The organism is Caballeronia novacaledonica (assembly GCF_900258035.1).
GTDB classification, from domain to species: domain Bacteria; phylum Pseudomonadota; class Gammaproteobacteria; order Burkholderiales; family Burkholderiaceae; genus Caballeronia; species Caballeronia novacaledonica.
The window spans coordinates 233,901-250,966 of record NZ_OGTP01000006.1 but is presented as its reverse complement, the minus strand read 5'-3'; the positions used below and the strand labels follow the sequence as shown (position 1 = coordinate 250,966).

General features: G+C 63.8%; 15 protein-coding genes. 12 read left to right on the top strand and 3 right to left on the bottom strand.

The genetic code is table 11. From position 1 onward, the window contains the following. Nucleotides 1-30: 30 nt before the first annotated feature. Nucleotides 31-795 (top strand): enoyl-CoA hydratase, encoded by a 765-nt coding sequence (locus NOV72_RS12105; protein WP_106854811.1) that lies wholly within the window; start codon nucleotides 31-33, stop codon nucleotides 793-795. A gap of 6 nt (nucleotides 796-801) precedes the next feature. Here the strand turns inward: NOV72_RS12105 and fdhD are convergent, their stop codons facing one another. Continuing rightward, nucleotides 802-1,629, bottom strand: a complete 828-nt coding sequence (gene fdhD / locus NOV72_RS12100; protein WP_106854810.1) for a formate dehydrogenase accessory sulfurtransferase FdhD — start codon at nucleotides 1,627-1,629, stop codon at nucleotides 802-804. 190 nt (nucleotides 1,630-1,819) lie between these two features. On the opposite strand from fdhD, the gene NOV72_RS12095 reads away from it, so the two are divergent. Together NOV72_RS12095 and NOV72_RS12090 are read left to right on the top strand one after the other, a co-directional pair. Next, a complete protein-coding gene (locus tag NOV72_RS12095) occupies nucleotides 1,820-2,299 on the top strand; it encodes a nitrate reductase associated protein (protein WP_106854809.1) in 480 nt (159 codons plus the stop codon). Nucleotides 2,300-2,497: 198 nt separating this feature from the next. Beyond that, nucleotides 2,498-5,611: a sensor domain-containing protein gene (locus NOV72_RS12090; protein ID WP_106854875.1), complete on the top strand. Its 3,114-nt coding sequence runs from the start codon at nucleotides 2,498-2,500 to the stop codon at nucleotides 5,609-5,611. 8 nt (nucleotides 5,612-5,619) lie between these two features. On the opposite strand, the gene NOV72_RS12085 is transcribed toward NOV72_RS12090, so the two are convergent. Further along, entirely contained in the window at nucleotides 5,620-6,015 is a 396-nt protein-coding gene (locus NOV72_RS12085; protein WP_106854808.1) for an acyl-CoA thioesterase, read from the bottom strand. Nucleotides 6,016-6,257: 242 nt separating this feature from the next. Between NOV72_RS12085 and NOV72_RS12080 the strand changes: the two genes are divergently transcribed. From NOV72_RS12080 to NOV72_RS12050, 7 genes are all read left to right on the top strand, one after another. Further along, on the top strand, nucleotides 6,258-8,141 hold the full coding sequence (locus tag NOV72_RS12080) for an ABCB family ABC transporter ATP-binding protein/permease (RefSeq protein ID WP_106854807.1): 1,884 nt from the start codon (nucleotides 6,258-6,260) through the stop codon (nucleotides 8,139-8,141). Nucleotides 8,142-8,271: 130 nt separating this feature from the next. Next, nucleotides 8,272-9,243, top strand: coding sequence for a LysR family transcriptional regulator (locus NOV72_RS12075; protein ID WP_106854806.1), 972 nt, complete (start codon nucleotides 8,272-8,274; stop codon nucleotides 9,241-9,243). 108 nt (nucleotides 9,244-9,351) lie between these two features. Further along, nucleotides 9,352-10,665, top strand: coding sequence for a Glu/Leu/Phe/Val family dehydrogenase (locus tag NOV72_RS12070; protein WP_106854805.1), 1,314 nt, complete (start codon nucleotides 9,352-9,354; stop codon nucleotides 10,663-10,665). 265 nt (nucleotides 10,666-10,930) lie between these two features. After that, a complete protein-coding gene (locus tag NOV72_RS12065; protein WP_106854804.1) occupies nucleotides 10,931-11,824 on the top strand; it encodes a glutamate/aspartate ABC transporter substrate-binding protein in 894 nt (297 codons plus the stop codon). A gap of 68 nt (nucleotides 11,825-11,892) precedes the next feature. Further along, on the top strand, nucleotides 11,893-12,633 hold the full coding sequence (locus NOV72_RS12060) for an amino acid ABC transporter permease (RefSeq protein WP_106854803.1): 741 nt from the start codon (nucleotides 11,893-11,895) through the stop codon (nucleotides 12,631-12,633). Then, complete coding sequence (gltK, locus tag NOV72_RS12055) at nucleotides 12,633-13,310, top strand: glutamate/aspartate ABC transporter permease GltK (protein ID WP_106854802.1); 678 nt, start codon at nucleotides 12,633-12,635, stop codon at nucleotides 13,308-13,310. Before NOV72_RS12060 ends, gltK begins: the two co-directional genes overlap by 1 nt. Continuing rightward, nucleotides 13,307-14,032 carry an amino acid ABC transporter ATP-binding protein gene (locus NOV72_RS12050; protein ID WP_106854801.1) on the top strand — a complete coding sequence of 242 codons (726 nt, stop codon included), beginning with the start codon at nucleotides 13,307-13,309 and terminating at the stop codon, nucleotides 14,030-14,032. The genes gltK and NOV72_RS12050 overlap by 4 nt, the downstream gene beginning before the upstream one ends. Before the next feature lie 48 nt (nucleotides 14,033-14,080). Here the strand turns inward: NOV72_RS12050 and NOV72_RS12045 are convergent, their stop codons facing one another. After that, complete coding sequence (locus NOV72_RS12045) at nucleotides 14,081-14,983, bottom strand: class II glutamine amidotransferase (RefSeq protein WP_106854800.1); 903 nt, start codon at nucleotides 14,981-14,983, stop codon at nucleotides 14,081-14,083. A gap of 181 nt (nucleotides 14,984-15,164) precedes the next feature. On the opposite strand from NOV72_RS12045, the gene pyrC reads away from it, so the two are divergent. Both pyrC and NOV72_RS12035 read left to right on the top strand, forming a co-directional pair. Beyond that, nucleotides 15,165-16,235, top strand: coding sequence for a dihydroorotase (pyrC, locus tag NOV72_RS12040; protein WP_106854799.1), 1,071 nt, complete (start codon nucleotides 15,165-15,167; stop codon nucleotides 16,233-16,235). A 10-nt stretch (nucleotides 16,236-16,245) separates the two neighbouring features. Beyond that, nucleotides 16,246-17,058: a DUF3025 domain-containing protein gene (locus NOV72_RS12035; protein WP_106854798.1), complete on the top strand. Its 813-nt coding sequence runs from the start codon at nucleotides 16,246-16,248 to the stop codon at nucleotides 17,056-17,058. The last annotated feature ends 8 nt before the right edge of the window (nucleotides 17,059-17,066 follow it).

The following is a 17,066-nucleotide window of genomic DNA, read 5'->3' as shown; positions in this document are numbered from 1 at the left end:
GCTCGCGGACCGACACGAAGGAGACAGCGGATGGAAATTCAGATCGAACGCGCGGACGGCGTGCTGAGCATCGTGCTCAATCGTCCGGAGAAGAAGAACGCGCTCACCGCGGCGATGTATCAGGAAATGGCCGACGGCCTCTACGAAGCCGAGATGGACCCGACCGTGCGCGCGGTGCTGATTCGCGCCGTCGGCGGCACATTCAGCGCGGGCAACGATCTCGACGATTTTCTCAACGACCCGCCCAAGGGCCTCGACGCGCCCGTGTTCCAGTTCCTGCGGCGCATCAGCGGTTTTCCGAAGCCGATCGTGGCGGCGGTCGGAGGGACGGCGGTGGGCATCGGCACGACCATGCTTCTGCATTGCGACGTCGTCTACGCAAGCACGAACGCGAAATTCTCGCTGCCGTTCTCGCAGCTCGGACTGTGTCCCGAAGCGGCTTCGAGCCTGCTGCTGCCGCGCACGGCGGGTTATCAGCGCGCGGCGGAAAAGCTCCTGCTTGGCGAGGCGTTCGACGTGAACGAAGCGATCGGCATGGGCTTCGTGAACGGCGCGATCGATGCAGCCGAACTCGACGCCTACGCATTCGAAAAGGCGAAGCGGCTGGCGATGCTGCCGGCGTCGTCGCTGCGCGTGACCAAGTCGTTGATGAAGGGCGCGCAGACGCATGAAGTGAGCGCGCGCATGGAAGACGAGGCGGCGCATTTCGCGCGGATGCTGGTCGCGCCCGAAGCGCGCGAAGCGTTTCAGGCGTTCTTCGAGAAGCGCAAGCCGGACTTCAGCCGGTTCGAATGAGCGGCGTCACTCGACGTCGTATTCGACGAAGCTGTTCTCGCGCGCGAAGCTGACGAGCCGCAAGCCCGCCTGCTTCGCGATCGCGATGGCGAGGGACGTCGGTGCGGAAATCGTCGCGACCATCGGAATGCCGACGCGCGCCGATTTGCGCACGAGTTCATAGCTCGCGCGGCTCGAAAGAAACACGAAACCCTGCGTCGTGTCCTCGCGGCGCAGAATCAACTGGCCGATCAGCTTGTCGAGCGCGTTATGCCGTCCGACGTCCTCGAAGGCGTGGCGCACGGCGCCGGTTTCGTCGCACCATGCGGCGGCGTGCAGGCCGCCCGTCAGCTTCGTCAACCGCTGATGCGCGGGCAGTTCGCGTGCGGCACGCTCGATCGCGTCGGGCGCGAGGCGCGCGAGAAAGCCCGTGTCGGGCACCTGCTCAGGCTGAAGATCGAGCAGTTCGATACTTTCGATGCCGCACACGCCGCAGCCCGTGCGCCCGGCGAGCGCGCGGCGCTTGTCCTTCAAGGACGCGAACGCCTGCTGCACGACCTGCAGATGCACTTCGGCGTGCGGCACTGCAACGCCGTCATCGCGGAAGTAGACCTCGATGTCGTGAATGTCGCTGCCGCGTTCGACGATGCCCTCCGTCAGCGAGAAGCCCACGGCGAACGCTTCGAGATCGCGCGGCGTGCACATCATCACCGCGTGCGAGATGCCGTTGAAAACGAGCGCGACGGGCCATTCCTGGCCGACGTTGTCCGCGGCGATCGCGCTTTCGTTCCTGCGATGCCTGCGCACCTGACGTTCGACGAAGCCCGGTTGGTCGTCGGTTTCGAGTTGACTCACTTCTATGCTCCTGACCGCTCACTTCGAGTAAAGTCGGGTATGTGACTTGCTGCCTATCGTTGCTGTTCGCACGCATCGCGACGCGAACAGCGGCTAGATTGCAATGGTTCCAGCCAGATCCAAGGCCCTACAATAACTTAAGCGGGCGATGCGCGTCGCGCACCTCCGCTCAATCCAACGAGGCTTCGCTATGGGACTCTACGACGCCGCCCGTCTCTTCGGATTCGAAGTCGAATCCTCTGACAATCTGCGTTTCATCCCGCTTGCAGTGCGCTTCAATCTCGATCGCTTCGGCATGCGCATCACGCTCGATGAATGGCAGCAGCTTCCTTACGACGATCGCGCGCTGCTCGCACGCTTTCCCGTCGAGGACGATGTCGAACTGGAGAAAAACTTCGACCTCGCGCTCGAAGAGATGTTGAAGACGCACGCGAACACCGCGCCCGAGAAGATCGCACGCGATCCCGAACCGGTGTGGATGCACGCCGATGCCGTGCCCGAAACCGTGATCCGGCAAAGCAGTCTTTCGGGCATCAGCGCACCGAGCCTCGACCGATGGGGCCAGCTCGACCGCTTCCAGCGTTACGCGCTGGCGAAACTCTCGCGCAACACCGACAAGGTCAACCACGATTTCCTGCCCGCGATGAAGGAATTCGGGTTGGTCGAGTGAGGACGGAAACGCGCAAACGTTAAGCGCGCGCTTTAATCGGATTATTTCCGGGCAAGCCCTAAATTCGGGGCGAGCGGTGCCGTTAATGGTCGTCATCCATTAATCGCGGCGTGTACGAGTTGCACGCCGCGCATTCGCGTGGACGCGCGTCGGCTCGACGCGCATCCGACGCGCGTCAAAGGATCGACCCCGCCGCTCATGACCCGATTCCTCTCCAGAGGTTTGCTCGTCAACATTGCCGTCGTACTGGCCGCGCTCGGCGCGAACGCGTTCGTCGCCTGCGAGCGCATCGGCGGACTGCGCGAAAGCGACGCGCGCACGCTGCGCTCGATGAGCCTCCTGCGTGATCTCGCGGCCTGGCGCGGCACGCTCGGCGAATCGCTCACGCAACTGAGCCGCTTCGAAGCGACCGGCATCGCCGAAACCGACGCGCGTCGTCAGGAGCGCGAGGCGCATCTCGACGCGCTCGAAAGCGGACTGCGCGCGCAGATCGCGATGGAGCCGGGCACGACGGGCGCTTTCGACGCGCTCGCTGCCCGCGCCGCCGAAATGCGCCGCGATGCCGGACTCGCGTTCGAGCGCGCGAAACACGCCGCGCCCGACGAATCCCGCGCGTGGGCCGACGCCGCTTTCGTCAAGCTCGGCGAAGATCAGCAGAGCGTCGACGACGAACTCGACTACGTGCGCTCGCGCATCGATAACACGACCATCGTCGCGCTCGATCAGTCCGCGCAGGCGTCGAGCGGCGCGATGCTGCTGCTCGTCTTCACGATGCTCGCCGGCAGCGCCGTGCTCATCTGGCTGTTCGCGAGCCACGAGCGGCAATCGCGCGAGAAGCTCGGCGTCGTGCGCGCGAGACAGCGCAGCAACGAACGCTTTCGCGGCATGTTCGAGGCGCATCCGGTGCCGATGTGGATCGTCGATCGCGAGACGATGCGCTTCGTCGCCGTGAATCAGGCCGCGATCGAGCATTTCGGCTTCAACGAGCCGGAGTTCATGAACATGACGCTGCGCGACCTGCACCACGCGGACGACTTCGACAGCTTCGCCGCACGGCTCGCGCGCAGCGGCGGCGAGGGCGGCGAGCGCAGCGCGCCGGGGCAAGGATCGGCGGGCGTGTGGCGCTATCGGCGCAAGGACGGCGCGATCGTCGGCGCGGATGTCTCGCATCACTCGCTCACGTATTCGAATCGTCCCGGCATCTTCATGCTGGCGAACGACGTGACCGACCGCATCAACGCGGAAGCCGAGGCGCGCAGATCGAACGAGATGCTCGAAGCGGTTATCGACAACATCCCGCAGCGCGTGTTCTGGAAGGATCGCGATTTGCGCTATCTCGGCTGCAATAACGCGTTCGCGCGCGATGCGGGTCTCGCGTACAACGAGCAGGTCATCGGCAAGACGGATTTCGAGCTGCCGTGGGGCGCGTTCGCGGCCGTCGTGCGTGCGGACGACGAAGAGGTCATCGTCACGACGGTGCCGAAGATGCACTACGAACGCGACATCGTGATGGGCGAGCAACTGCGCACCGTCGTCACGAGCAAGCTGCCGCTGCTCGACGGCGAAGGACAGACGATCGGCGTGCTCGGCTCGTATCACGACGTCACCGATCGCAAGCGCGCCGAACTCGCGCTGCGCCTGCAAAGCCGCGCGCTCGACGCGAGCGTGAACGCGATTCTGATCACGGGTGTCGTGGATGGCGCGAACGTGATCGAGTATGCGAATCCGGCGTTCAAGCGCATCACGGGCTACGACCCGAGCGAGGTGATCGGGCAGGACTGCCGCTTCCTGCACGGCCCCGACGGCGATCAGGACGGCCTCACCGCGATCCGCCGCGCGCTCTCCGCGAACATGGAGGCGAGCGTGGTGGTGCGCAACTATCGCAAGGACGGCGCGCTCTTCTGGAATCAGCTTTTCGTCGCGCCGGTGCCGGATGCGCAGGGCATGACGACGCATCACATCGGCATCATCAACGACGTGACCGATCTGATGCACTATCAGGAAGAGCTCGAATATCAGGCGAATTACGACACGCTCACGCGCCTGCCGAACCGCAATCTGCTGCGCGACCGCTTGCAGCACGCCATCGAGACGGCGCGGCGGCGCGAGTCGAAGATCGCCGTCGTCTTCATGGATCTCGACGGCTTCAAGAACGTCAACGACAGTCTCGGTCACAGCGTCGGCGACCGTCTGCTCGCGGTGATCGCGGAGCGGCTCGCGCGCTCGGCGCGATCGAGCGATACGGTCGCGCGTCACGGCGGCGACGAGTTCGTGGTCGTGCTGCCCGATATCACCGACGACGCCGGCTTGATCGCGTGGATGGAACGCACGCGTGCGGCGATTTCGGAGCCGGTCTGGCTCGACGACACCGAGCTTTATGTCGGTTGCAGCATGGGCGCGAGTCTTTATCCGCAAGACGGCGACGACGCCGAAACCGTGATGAAGAAGGCCGATCTCGCGATGTATCGCGCGAAGGACATGGGCCGCAACACGTATCAGTTCTATCAGCCCGAGATGAACGCGAGCGTCGGCGCGCGCATGAATCTCGAACGGCGCTTGCGGCGTGCGCTGCGCGACGGCGAATTCCTGCTGCACTATCAGCCGCAGGTGGACATGGCCACGCGTGCGATCGTCGGTATCGAGGCGCTCGTGCGCTGGCACGATCCGGAGCAAGGGCTCGTGCCGCCCGCGTCGTTCATTCCCGTGGCGGAAGAGAGCGGTTTGATCGGGCCTTTGTCGGAGTGGGTGTTGCGCGAAGCGTGCCGGCAGAACAAGGCGTGGCAGGACGCCGGGCTGCCGCCGGCGCGCGTGTCGGTGAATTTGTCGGCGCGGCATTTCCAGCAACGCGACATCGCGCGGCTCGTGACGTCCGTGCTCGAAGAGACCGGGCTCGAGCCGCGCTATCTCGAACTCGAACTCACGGAAAGCGCGATCATGCGCAACGCCGAGGAAGCGATCACGATGCTCTCGGAGCTATCGGCGCTCGGCATCGGCATTGCGATCGACGACTTCGGCACGGGCTATTCGAGCCTGTCGTATCTCAAGCGCTTCCCGGTGCACCGGTTGAAGATCGACCGCTCGTTCGTTGCGGATATCGGCTCGTCGGGCGATGACGAAACGATCACGTCGGCGATCATCGCGCTTGCGCATTCGCTGGAATTGCAGGTGATCGCGGAGGGCGTCGAAACGCACGCGCAGCACGAATTCCTGCGCGAGCGCGATTGCGACGAAATGCAGGGCTATCTGTTCTCGCGCCCGATGCCGCACGAAGCGATTCCGGGCTTGTTGCAGCGGGGCGTGCTGCCCCACTGAGCGCGCGTCTAGTCGCGCGACGGCAGCACGCGCGGACGGCGATCGCGGTCGGTCGCGACGTAGGTGAGCGTCGCTTCCGTGACCTTGACGACTTCTTCGGCGAGGTTCATGCGCTGCGCCCACACTTCGACCGACACCGTCACCGATGTATTGCCGGTCTTGACGATATCGGCGTAAAAGCTCAGCAGGTCGCCGACGAACACCGGATGCTTGAACAGAAACGAGTTCACCGCGACGGTCGCGACGCGGCCGTTCGCGCGCCGGCTCGCCGGAATGGAGCCGGCGATGTCCACCTGCGCCATGATCCATCCGCCGAAGACGTCGCCGTGGACATTGGCGTCGCTGGGCTGCGGCACGACGCGCAGCGCGACGTGCTTTTCGGGAAGACTGGAATGGTCGTTCATGGAGGGCGCTCCGGTTCGCAATGCGGCGGGAAGGCGGGCTGGCCGGCGTGAGCGGCCCCTCGAACCTTCTGCGACAATGCATATTGATGAGTGGACCCCGCCGCGCGCGGGGCAAAAGACCTCGGTGACGCCGGGGCTTGCAGCAAATTGTACGGGAAAGCATGCGCGAGACGTGCGCCCCTTTCGCCGATAACAGCATCCCCGACGCCGCCCCCAAGCGACGCGTTCAGACAATACGACTCATGCGCCGCTATCCCAACAGCGAGCCCGCCCCGATGGCCCAGGGTTCGCGCAACGACTGGCAGACGATCCGCTCGCTGCTGCCTTACCTCACCACGTACAAATGGCGCGTCGCGTTCGCGCTCACGTGCCTGATCGGCGCGAAGGTCGCGAATCTCGGCGTGCCGATCGTGATGAAGCGCATCGTCGACGGCCTCGCTTCCGTGCAGCATCTCACCGCCCTCGGACGCGCGCACGACGCGCCGGGCATCGTGCTGATCGGCGGCATCGGGCTGCTCGTGATCGCTTATGCGGGCGCGCGGCTTTCGACATCGCTCTTCACCGAACTCCGCGAACTGCTCTTCGCGAAGGTCACCGAAAGCGCCGTGCGGCAACTCGCGCTGCAAGTGTTCCGGCATCTGCATTCGCTGTCGTTGCGTTTTCATCTGGAGCGGCAGACGGGCGGCATGTCGCGCGACATCGAACGCGGCACGCGCGGCATCCAGCAACTCGTTTCCTATTCGCTTTACAGCATCCTGCCGACGCTCGTCGAAGTCGGTCTCGTGCTCGCGTTCTTCGTGACGAAGTACGAGGCGTATTACGCGATCGTCACGTTCGTCGCGCTCGTCACGTACATCGTGTTCACGGTGAAGGTCACCGAGTGGCGCACGCATTTTCGCCGCACGATGAACGATCTCGATTCGAAGGCGAACTCGCGCGCGATCGATTCGCTGCTGAACTACGAGACCGTGAAGTACTTCGGTAACGAGGAGTGGGAAACGCGCCGTTACGATGAAAACCTGCAACGCTATCGCGCGGCGGCGATCAAGTCGCAACGCTCGCTGTCGATGCTCAATTTCGGGCAGCAGATGATCATCGGCGTCGGGCTAGTGTTCATTCTCTGGCGCGCGACGCAGGGCGTGATGGCGGGGCGTCTCACGCTCGGCGACCTCGTGCTCATCAACACGTTCATGCTGCAGCTTTATATTCCGCTGAATTTTCTCGGTGTCGTGTATCGCGAGCTGAAGCAGGCGCTGACCGACATGGATCGCATGTTCACGCTGCTCGGCGCGGGCCGCGAAGTCCCCGATGCGCCGAACGCGCAGCCACTCGCCGTGCGCGGCGGCGAAGTGCGTTTCGAGAATGTGAGCTTCGCGTACGAGAAGGCGCGGCCGATTCTGCATGGCGTCGATTTCACGATTCCGGCCGGCACGACGACGGCCGTGGTCGGGCACAGCGGATCGGGCAAGTCGACGCTCGGGCGGCTGCTGTTCCGCTTCTACGATCTCGAGCGCGCGCAGGGCGGAAGCATCAGGATCGACGGGCAGGACATTCGCGACGTGACGCAGGATTCATTGCGCGCGGCGATCGGCATCGTGCCGCAGGACACCGTGCTCTTCAACGATTCGATCTATTACAACATCGCGTACGGGCGTCCTTCCGCGAGCCGCGACGAAGTGATCGCGGCGGCGCGCGCGGCGCATATCCACGAGTTCATCGAGGCGTTGCCGGCGGGTTACGACACGCCTGTCGGCGAGCGCGGGCTGAAGCTGTCGGGCGGCGAGAAGCAGCGCGTTGCGATCGCGCGCACGCTGTTGAAGAATCCGCCGATCCTGATCTTCGACGAAGCGACGTCGGCGCTCGATTCGAAATCCGAACGCGCGATTCAGCGCGAACTCGATTCGATCGCACGCGAGCGGACGACGCTCATCATCGCGCATCGGCTTTCGACGGTCGTGCATGCGCAGCAGATCATCGTGATGGATCACGGGCGCATCGTGGAGCGGGGCACGCATGCGGAACTGCTGAACGCGGGCGGGCTGTTTGCGCAGATGTGGGCGCTTCAGCAACAACGCGCCGCCGGGCCCGGCGAAGGCGAGGCGGCGCTGGCGGCACTGGGCGAATGACGCGCAAGCACGCCGGAATGAGGCGAAAGCGCGGGCGGCGTCATCGGTGCGTCCGCCGCGCCTTCGCGCGTTTCACGCGCCCGCTAGAATGCGGTCTTTGCCGAACGCGCGCCGAGCGCGCCTGAATCGAATGGAACTCAAATGGCTGGAAGACTTCGTGTCGCTCGCGGAGACGCGCAGCTTTAGCCGCTCCGCCGAACTTCGGCATATCACGCAGCCCGCTTTTTCGCGGCGCATCCAGGCGCTGGAGGCGTGGCTCGGCACGGAACTCATCGACCGGTCCGTGTATCCGACGCGGCTCACGCAAGCGGGCAACGTGTTCTACGAGCAGGCGCTCGCGATGCTCTCGCAGTTCCACGAAGCGCGCACGCTGCTGCGCGGGCAGGGCGGCGTGCCTTCGGCGACCATCGAGTTCGCCGTGCCGCACACGCTCTCGCTCACGTATTTTCCGCGCTGGCTCGAACATATCGAGGCGCGGCTCGGGCGCATCCATACGCGGCTGCGCGCGCTCAACGTTCACGATGCGGTGCTGTCGCTCGTCGAAGGCGGCTGCGATCTCGTGATGGGCTATCACCATCCGAGTCATCCGGTCGCGCTCGATCCCGCCCGCTACGACATGCTCACGCTCGGCGCCGAGCCGATCAGCCCGTTCTCCGCCGTCACCAAGGGCGGACGCGCGCGCTTCACGCTGCCCGCGACGGCCGAGTCGCCGGTTCCTTACCTCTCGTACACGCCGAACGCCTATCTCGGACGCATGACCGAAGTCATCATCGCGACGGCGCCCGCGCGGCTCTATCTCGACAAGGTCTATGAAACCGACATGGCCGAAGGCCTCAAGGCGATGGCGCTGGCCGGGCACGGCGTCGCGTTCCTGCCGCACAGCGCGGTGGAAGACGCGGTCGAGGAAGGGCGGCTGATTCGCCTCGATCGCGGCACGCGCGGCACGCCCGCCGGCCAGTTCACGCTGACGATGGAAATCCGCCTCTATCGCGACAAGCTCGCCGCGCAAGGCGAGGAACCGCGACAGGCGCTGATGCGCGCGCTATGGGATGCAGTCGGGGAAGAATTGTTGACGGCATCGGCCGGGAAGCCCGCCGCGTAAGGCCCAGCGACGTTATGCAAGAAATGCATGACGGGATAAGGAAACGGCATTGGATTTGGAAACGGCCTTTTTCGACAATGAGCGCATTCCTTCACCGCTGGAGCATCAATGTCTGCCTCGAAGCAACCTGTGCAAACGCCGGACGCAAAACACGCCATCCCGTCGTATCTCCACGCCGATGATCTCGGTCCCTGGGGAAACTATCTGCGCCAGGTCGATCGCGTCGCCCCGTATCTCGGTTCCCTCTCCCGCTGGCTCGAAACCCTCAAGCGCCCGAAGCGCATTCTCGTCGTGGATTGCCCGATCGAACTCGATAACGGCACCGTCGCGCACTTCGAAGGCTATCGCGTGCAGCACAACACGTCGCGCGGTCCGGGCAAGGGCGGCGTGCGTTATCACCAGGACGTGACGCTTTCCGAAGTGATGGCGCTGTCCGCGTGGATGTCGGTGAAGAACGCCGCCGTGAACGTGCCGTACGGCGGCGCGAAGGGCGGTATCCGCGTCGATCCGCGCACGCTGTCGCGCGGCGAACTCGAGCGCGTGACGCGTCGTTACACCAGCGAGATCGGCATCATCATCGGGCCGAACACGGACATTCCCGCGCCGGACGTGAACACGAACGAGCAGATCATGGCGTGGATGATGGACACCTACTCCATGAACCAGGGCCAGACGGCGACGGGCGTCGTGACCGGCAAGCCGATCTCGCTCGGCGGTTCGCTCGGCCGCAAGGAAGCGACGGGGCGCGGCGTGTTCGTCGTCGGCACCGAGGCGGCGCGGCGCATCGGCATGGATATCGAAGGCGCGCGCATCGCGGTGCAAGGCTTCGGCAACGTGGGCGGCATCGCGGCCAAGCTGTTCCAGGAAGCGGGCGCGCGCGTGATCGCCGTGCAGGATCACACGGGCACGATCCACAACTCGAAGGGCATCGATGCGGTCGCGCTGCTCGATCACGTCGCGAAGAACGGCGGCGTCGGCGGTTTCGCGGGCGCGGACCCGGTGCAGGCCGAAGAGTTCTGGATGATCGAAAGCGACATCCTGATTCCGGCCGCGCTGGAAAACCAGATCACCGAGAGGAACGCGTCGAAGATTCGCACGAAGATCGTCGTCGAAGGCGCGAACGGCCCGACCACGACCGCCGCGGACGACATCCTGAACGACAAGGGCATTCTCGTGATTCCGGACGTCATCGCGAACGCGGGCGGCGTGACGGTCTCGTACTTCGAATGGGTGCAGGATTTTTCGAGCTTCTTCTGGACCGAGGACGAAATCAATCAGCGTCTCGAACGCGTGATGCGCGAAGCGTTCGCCGGCGTGTGGCAGGTCGCGAGCGAGCATCAGGTTTCGGTCCGCACGGCGGCGTTTATCGTCGCGTGTACGCGGATTCTGCAGGCGCGTGAAATGCGCGGGCTCTATCCCTGATCCGATGCGGCGCTGCGGTCGCATCCTCTAAGTAATACGGGCGGCATTTCCTCGGAAATGCCGCCCGTATTTGCATGAAAACTACAAGTCGCCCGGTTAGTTGTATTCGGTCAAGCGTCTGCCCAAAAACGCCAGTAAGATGCGCGGTCGCAACCCGTTGCAACCCGGCGTCTCACAAATAAGACGACGTGGGTTAACAATCATTCTTTCAGAATAATTACCCTGCTAAACTTGCCCCGGTTTTTCGCCACAGGAGATCGAACACATGAAGGTTAAAAAGGCTGCGCTGCTCGTCGCCGCGCTCGGTTTCATCGCCACCAGCGCATACGCGCAGGACGCGGGCACGCTGAAGAAAATCAAGGACACGGGTGTGATCTCGCTGGGGCATCGCGAATCGTCCATTCCGTTTTCATACTATGACGACAAGCAGAATGTCGTCGGCTACTCGCACGAGTTCGCGCTGAAGGTCGTCGAGGCCGTCAAGCAGAAGCTCGGCATGCAGGATCTGAAGGTCAAGCTCACGCCGATCACGTCGCAGAACCGCATTCCGCTCGTGCAGAACGGCACGGTCGATATCGAGTGCGGCTCGACGACGAACAACGCCGAACGCCAGCAGCAAGTCTCCTTCTCGAACACGATCTTCGTGATCGGCACGCGTCTCATGACCAAGAAGGATTCGGGCGTGAAGGACTGGGCCGACCTGAAGGGCAAGACCGTCGTGACGACGGCCGGCACCACGTCCGAGCGCCTGCTTCGCAAGATGAATCAGGACAAGAGCATGGGCATGAACATCATCAGCGCGAAGGACCACGGCGAGTCGTTCCTGACGCTGTCGACGGGCCGCGCCGTCGCGTTCATGATGGACGATGCGCTGCTCGCCGGCGAGCGCGCCAAGTCGAACAACCCGAACGATTTCGTGATCGTGGGCGCGCCGCAATCGCATGAAGCGTACGGCTGCATGATCCGCAAGAACGATCCGGAATTCAAGAAGGTCGTCGACGACGCGATCGCCAAGGTCGAAACGTCGGGTGATGCGGACAAGATCTACAAGAAGTGGTTCGAAAGCCCGATCCCGCCGAAGGGTCTCAACCTCAACTTCCCGGAAAGTGACGACATGAAGGCTCTCTACAAGAGCCCGAATGACAAGGCAATCGACTAACCGGTTCGAGTCTCGAACGAACGAAACGGAAGGAGCTTGCTTCTTCCGTTTCTTTTTGGAGTGAGTCCATGTCTTATCACTGGAACTGGGGCGTCCTGCTGAGTCCGGTTTCGACCGGCGAGCCCACCACCTATCTCGGCTGGCTGATCTCCGGCTTCTGGGTGACGATTACCGTGTCGCTCGCGGCCTGGGTGATCGCGCTCGTGGTCGGCTCGTTGTTCGGCATCTTGCGCACGGTCCCGAATCGCACGCTGGCGGGCATCGGCACCGTCTATGTCGCGATCTTCCGCAATATTCCGCTGATCGTGCAGTTCTTCGTCTGGTATCTCGTGATACCGGAACTGCTGCCGCCTTCCATCGGCAACTGGTTCAAGCAACTGCCGCCGACCGCGCAGTTCTTCTCTTCGTCGATCATCTGTCTCGGGCTCTTCACCGGCGCGCGCGTGTGCGAACAGGTGCGCTCGGGCATCAACGCGCTGCCGCGCGGACAGCGCAACGCGGGCCTCGCGATGGGCTTCACGCAATGGCAGACGTATCGTTATGTGCTGATGCCGGTCGCGTACCGCATCATCGTGCCGCCGCTCACGTCGGAATTTCTCAACGTGTTCAAGAACTCGGCGGTGGCGTCGACCATCGGTCTGCTGGATCTGTCCGCGCAGGCACGTCAGCTCGTCGACTACACGGCGCAGACCTATGAGTCGTTCATCGCGGTGACGGTTGCCTACATGCTCATCAATCTGGTCGTGATGCAGTTGATGCGCTGGGTCGAAGCGAAAACGCGGTTGCCTGGCTACATCGGAGGCAAGTAATGCATCAGTTCAACTGGAGTGACGTCTTCACGCAGTGGCCCACGCTGATGACGGGCGCGAAGATCACGCTGCAGATCACGGTGCTCGCCATCGTGGTCGGCATCGTCTGGGGAACGGTGCTCGCGCTGTTCCGCCTGTCGGGCGTGAAGCCGCTGCAATGGTTCGCGAGCGCCTACGTCACGCTGTTCCGCTCGATCCCGCTGGTGATGGTGCTGCTGTGGTTCTTCCTGATCGTGCCGCAGGTGCTGCAGAACGTGCTCGGGCTGTCGGCGGACATCGACATTCGTCTCGCTTCGGCGATGGTCGCGTTCTCGCTGTTCGAGGCCGCGTACTATTCGGAAATCATTCGCGCGGGCATTCAGGCGGTGCCGCGCGGTCAGGTGAACGCGGCCTTCGCGCTCGGCATGACGTACGGCCAGGCGATGAAACTCGTCGTGCTGCCGCAGGCCTTTCGTGCGATGGTGCCACTCCTGCTCACGCAGGCGATCGTGCTGTTTCAGGATACGTCGCTCGTCTACGTCATCAGTCTCGCGGACTTCTTCCGCACGGCGACGAATATCGGTGACCGCGACGGCACGTCCGTCGAAATGGTGCTGTTCGCGGGCGCGTGCTATTTCGTGATTTGCGTGGTGGCGTCGGCCCTCGTCAAAAGTCTTCAGAAAAAGGTCGCAAGATGATCTCTATCAAGAATGTTTCCAAGTGGTACGGGCAGTTCCAGGTGCTGACGGACTGCACGACCGAAGTGAAGAAGGGCGAGGTCGTCGTGGTGTGCGGCCCGTCGGGTTCGGGCAAGTCGACGCTCATCAAGACCGTGAACGGCCTGGAGCCGTTCCAGAAGGGCGAGATCGCGATCAACGGGCAATCGCTCACCGACAAGAAGACCAACTTGTCGAAGCTGCGCTCGAAGGTCGGCATGGTGTTCCAGCACTTCGAACTGTTTCCGCATCTGACGATCACGCAGAACCTGACGCTCGCGCAGATCAAGGTGCTCGGCCGCTCGAACGACGAAGCCACGCAAAAGGGTTTGAAACTGCTGGATCGCGTCGGCCTGCGCGCGCATGCCGACAAATTTCCGGGCCAGCTTTCGGGCGGTCAGCAGCAGCGCGTGGCGATTGCGCGCGCGTTGTCGATGGACCCGATCGCGATGCTCTTCGACGAGCCGACATCCGCGCTCGATCCGGAAATGATCAACGAAGTGCTCGACGTGATGGTCGAACTCGCGCAGGAAGGCATGACCATGATGTGCGTGACGCACGAAATGGGCTTCGCGAAGAAGGTGGCGAACCGCGTGATCTTCATGGACAAGGGGCTGATCGTCGAGGACGACCAGAAGGAAGCGTTCTTCGCGAATCCGCGGTCGGATCGCGCGAAGGATTTTCTGGCGAAGATCCTGCACTGATCCCGTTGCGAAAGAAAAACGGCGCTTCCGAAACGAAGCGCCGTTTTTTTATTCGATCCCGAGTTCCGATTCCACCGCCGCCGACGTCCGAATCTCGCCAAGCTCCAGCGCCGACCCGACGCACGCTTTCGCGAGCGGTTCCGCCGCCTTCTTCGCGATGTCCTCGGGCACCGGAATATTCACCGTGCGGGCGAGCGCGCCGCACTGGAACATCGCGAGATCGCCGGGCGCGAAGCGCGTCCAGATTTCATTGTCGGTGAGCGGCGACGTGGCGATCACCGTGACGCGGTCTTCCGGCGTGGTGTATTTGGCGAAGTCGATCGACATGTCCGCGTCGATCAGATGCGCCGTCGAGAACGGCCAGCTACGCACCAGATAGTACAAATGCGTCGAGCAGTGCGAGAAGAGCGCCTGTCCGTTCGACATCAGGAAATTGAAGACGCCGAACTGCGTGATGTCGCGGGTGAGCACGGCGAGCGCGTCGAAGAGTTCGTCGAGGGGCGGCTGCGAGCACGGAAACGCGCGGCGAAGGCCTTGCAGCAGCGCGCAGAACGCGAGCTCGCTATCCGTGGTGCCGACCGGTTGATACACGCCGGTGAGTTCGGGCGCATGGCCTTTCAGGTCGCCGTTGTGCGCGAAGATCCAGTGCCGGCCCCACAACTCGCGCATGAACGGATGGCAGTTTTCCAGCAGGATATGCCCCTGCGTCGCCTTGCGGATATGCGCGATCGTGTTCTTCGACTTGATCGGATAGCGTTTCACCATGTCCGCGAGCGGCGAGCTGGCGGACGACTGATGATCGATGAAGAGCCGGCACGCCTTGTCTTCGAAGAACGCGATACCCCAGCCGTCCGCATGATGGTCCGTGACGCCGCCGCGCGCCGCGAAGCCGGTGAACGAGAACGTCACGTCGGTCGGTTCGGCGCAATTCATTCCGAGAAGTTGGCACATGATGCTGGGGCGGGCGGCTTATGGCCTGTTGTTACAATACGTCCGACAAGCATATCACCGAGGTCGGGCCGAAAAAATCGCGCAACCGCTCATAAAACGTGCGCGTTGTGGAATTCCCACGGCGATTTTTTCCTGTCCTCGCGTGGACGTGCGCCATTCCAACGTTTCCCGTCATCACGCCATGTCCGCTACCTCTTCCTCGCTCAATTCGCTCACGATCGCGCGCCCCGACGACTGGCATCTGCACGTGCGCGACGGCGCGACGCTCGCGGCCGTCCTGCCGCACACGGCGCGCCAGTTCGGCCGCGCGATCATCATGCCGAACCTGAAGCCGCCCGTGACGACGACCGAGCTGGCCGGTGCCTACCGCGAGCGCATTCTGGCCGCGCTGCCGAAGGCGGGCGCGGCCGCGCGCTTCGAGCCGCTGATGACGCTCTATCTCACGGACAACACGCCGCCCGATGAAATCCGCCGCGCGAAAGACAGCGGCTTCGTGCATGGCGTGAAGCTGTATCCGGCGGGCGCGACGACCAATTCCGACGCCGGCGTGACGGATCTCGGGAAGTGCGCGAAGACGCTGGAAGCCATGCAGGAAACCGGCATGCCGCTTCTGGTGCACGGCGAAGTGACCGATGGCGACATCGACGTGTTCGATCGCGAGAAGGTTTTCATCGATCGCGTGATGACGCCGCTGCGCCGCGATTTTCCGGCGCTGAAGGTCGTGTTCGAGCACATCACGACGAAGGACGCTGCCGATTACGTGCGCGAGGCGCAAGGCCCGATCGGCGCGACGATCACCGCGCATCACCTGCTTTACAACCGCAATATCATGCTGGTCGGCGGCATGCGGCCGCATTATTACTGCCTGCCGGTGCTCAAGCGCGAGACGCATCGCGTGGCGCTCGTCGAAGCGGCGACGTCCGGCAATCCGCGCTATTTCCTCGGCACGGACAGCGCGCCGCATCCGAAGGGTCTGAAGGAGCACGCGTGCGGTTGCGCGGGCTGCTATACGGCGTTGCACGCGCTCGAACTCTACGCCGAAACCTTCGACAAGGCCGGCGCGCTCGACAAGCTCGAAGGCTTCGCGAGCTTCCATGGCGCGGACTTCTACGGCCTGCCGCGCAGCGCGGAAACGGTGACGCTCGAACGCGGCGCGTGGACGCTGCCCGCCGAATTCACCGCCGGCGACGCGACGATCGTGCCGTTGCGCGGCGGCGAGTCGATCGGCTGGCGTTTCGCGGACGCGCAGTGAGCCGTCATCGGTGAGCGCGGGTTTCGCCGATATCGACTGGGCGCGGCCCTGGCTCGCGCCGATCGAAGCGCGCGGCAGGCGCTGGCAGGCGGCGGCGCTCGCCGGCTACGACGAATATCTTGCGACGCTCAACGAAGACGCGGCGTCGGCCTTGCATGTCACCGGCCGCGGCGAGCGGCTCGCGTTCATCGGGCAGGAAGAACTGCCGCCGGATGCTTCATATGAAGGGCACATCGCGCAGACGGGCCGCGTGCCGACACGCCACAATCTCCACGATTTCTTCAACGCGTCGATGTGGTTCGCGTATCCGCGCATCAAGGCGGCGCTCAACGCGCGACAGGCGCAGCAGATCGATACGCTTGGCATCGGCCCGACGCGCGGCGGCGTGCGCGACGCGCTCACGCTCTTCGACGAGAACGCGGTGCTCTTCGCCTGCGCGGATGCATCGCTCGCGGATGCGCTGCGCGGCTTCGACTGGCGCACGCTGTTCGTCGGCGAGCGCGCGGCATGGGGCACGCGCTGCGAGGCACGCATTTTCGGACACGCATTGCTGGAAAAGCTCGTCGCGCCGTACAAGGCGTGCGCGGGGCATGCGTGGATCGTCGACGTTCCCGCCGGTTATTTCACGCTCGACGATGCGGCCCGCCGCGCGCTGCTCGACGAACGCATTTCGCACAGCATCCTCGACGCGCCGCTCGACAACCGGGTGTTCGCGCCGTTGCCGGTGCTGGGCGTGCCGGGATGGTGGGACGCGAATACATCGACGGCGTTTTACGAGGATGTCTCCGTGTTTCGCACCGGCCGCCTGAATCGCAGATGCTAAAATCGCAA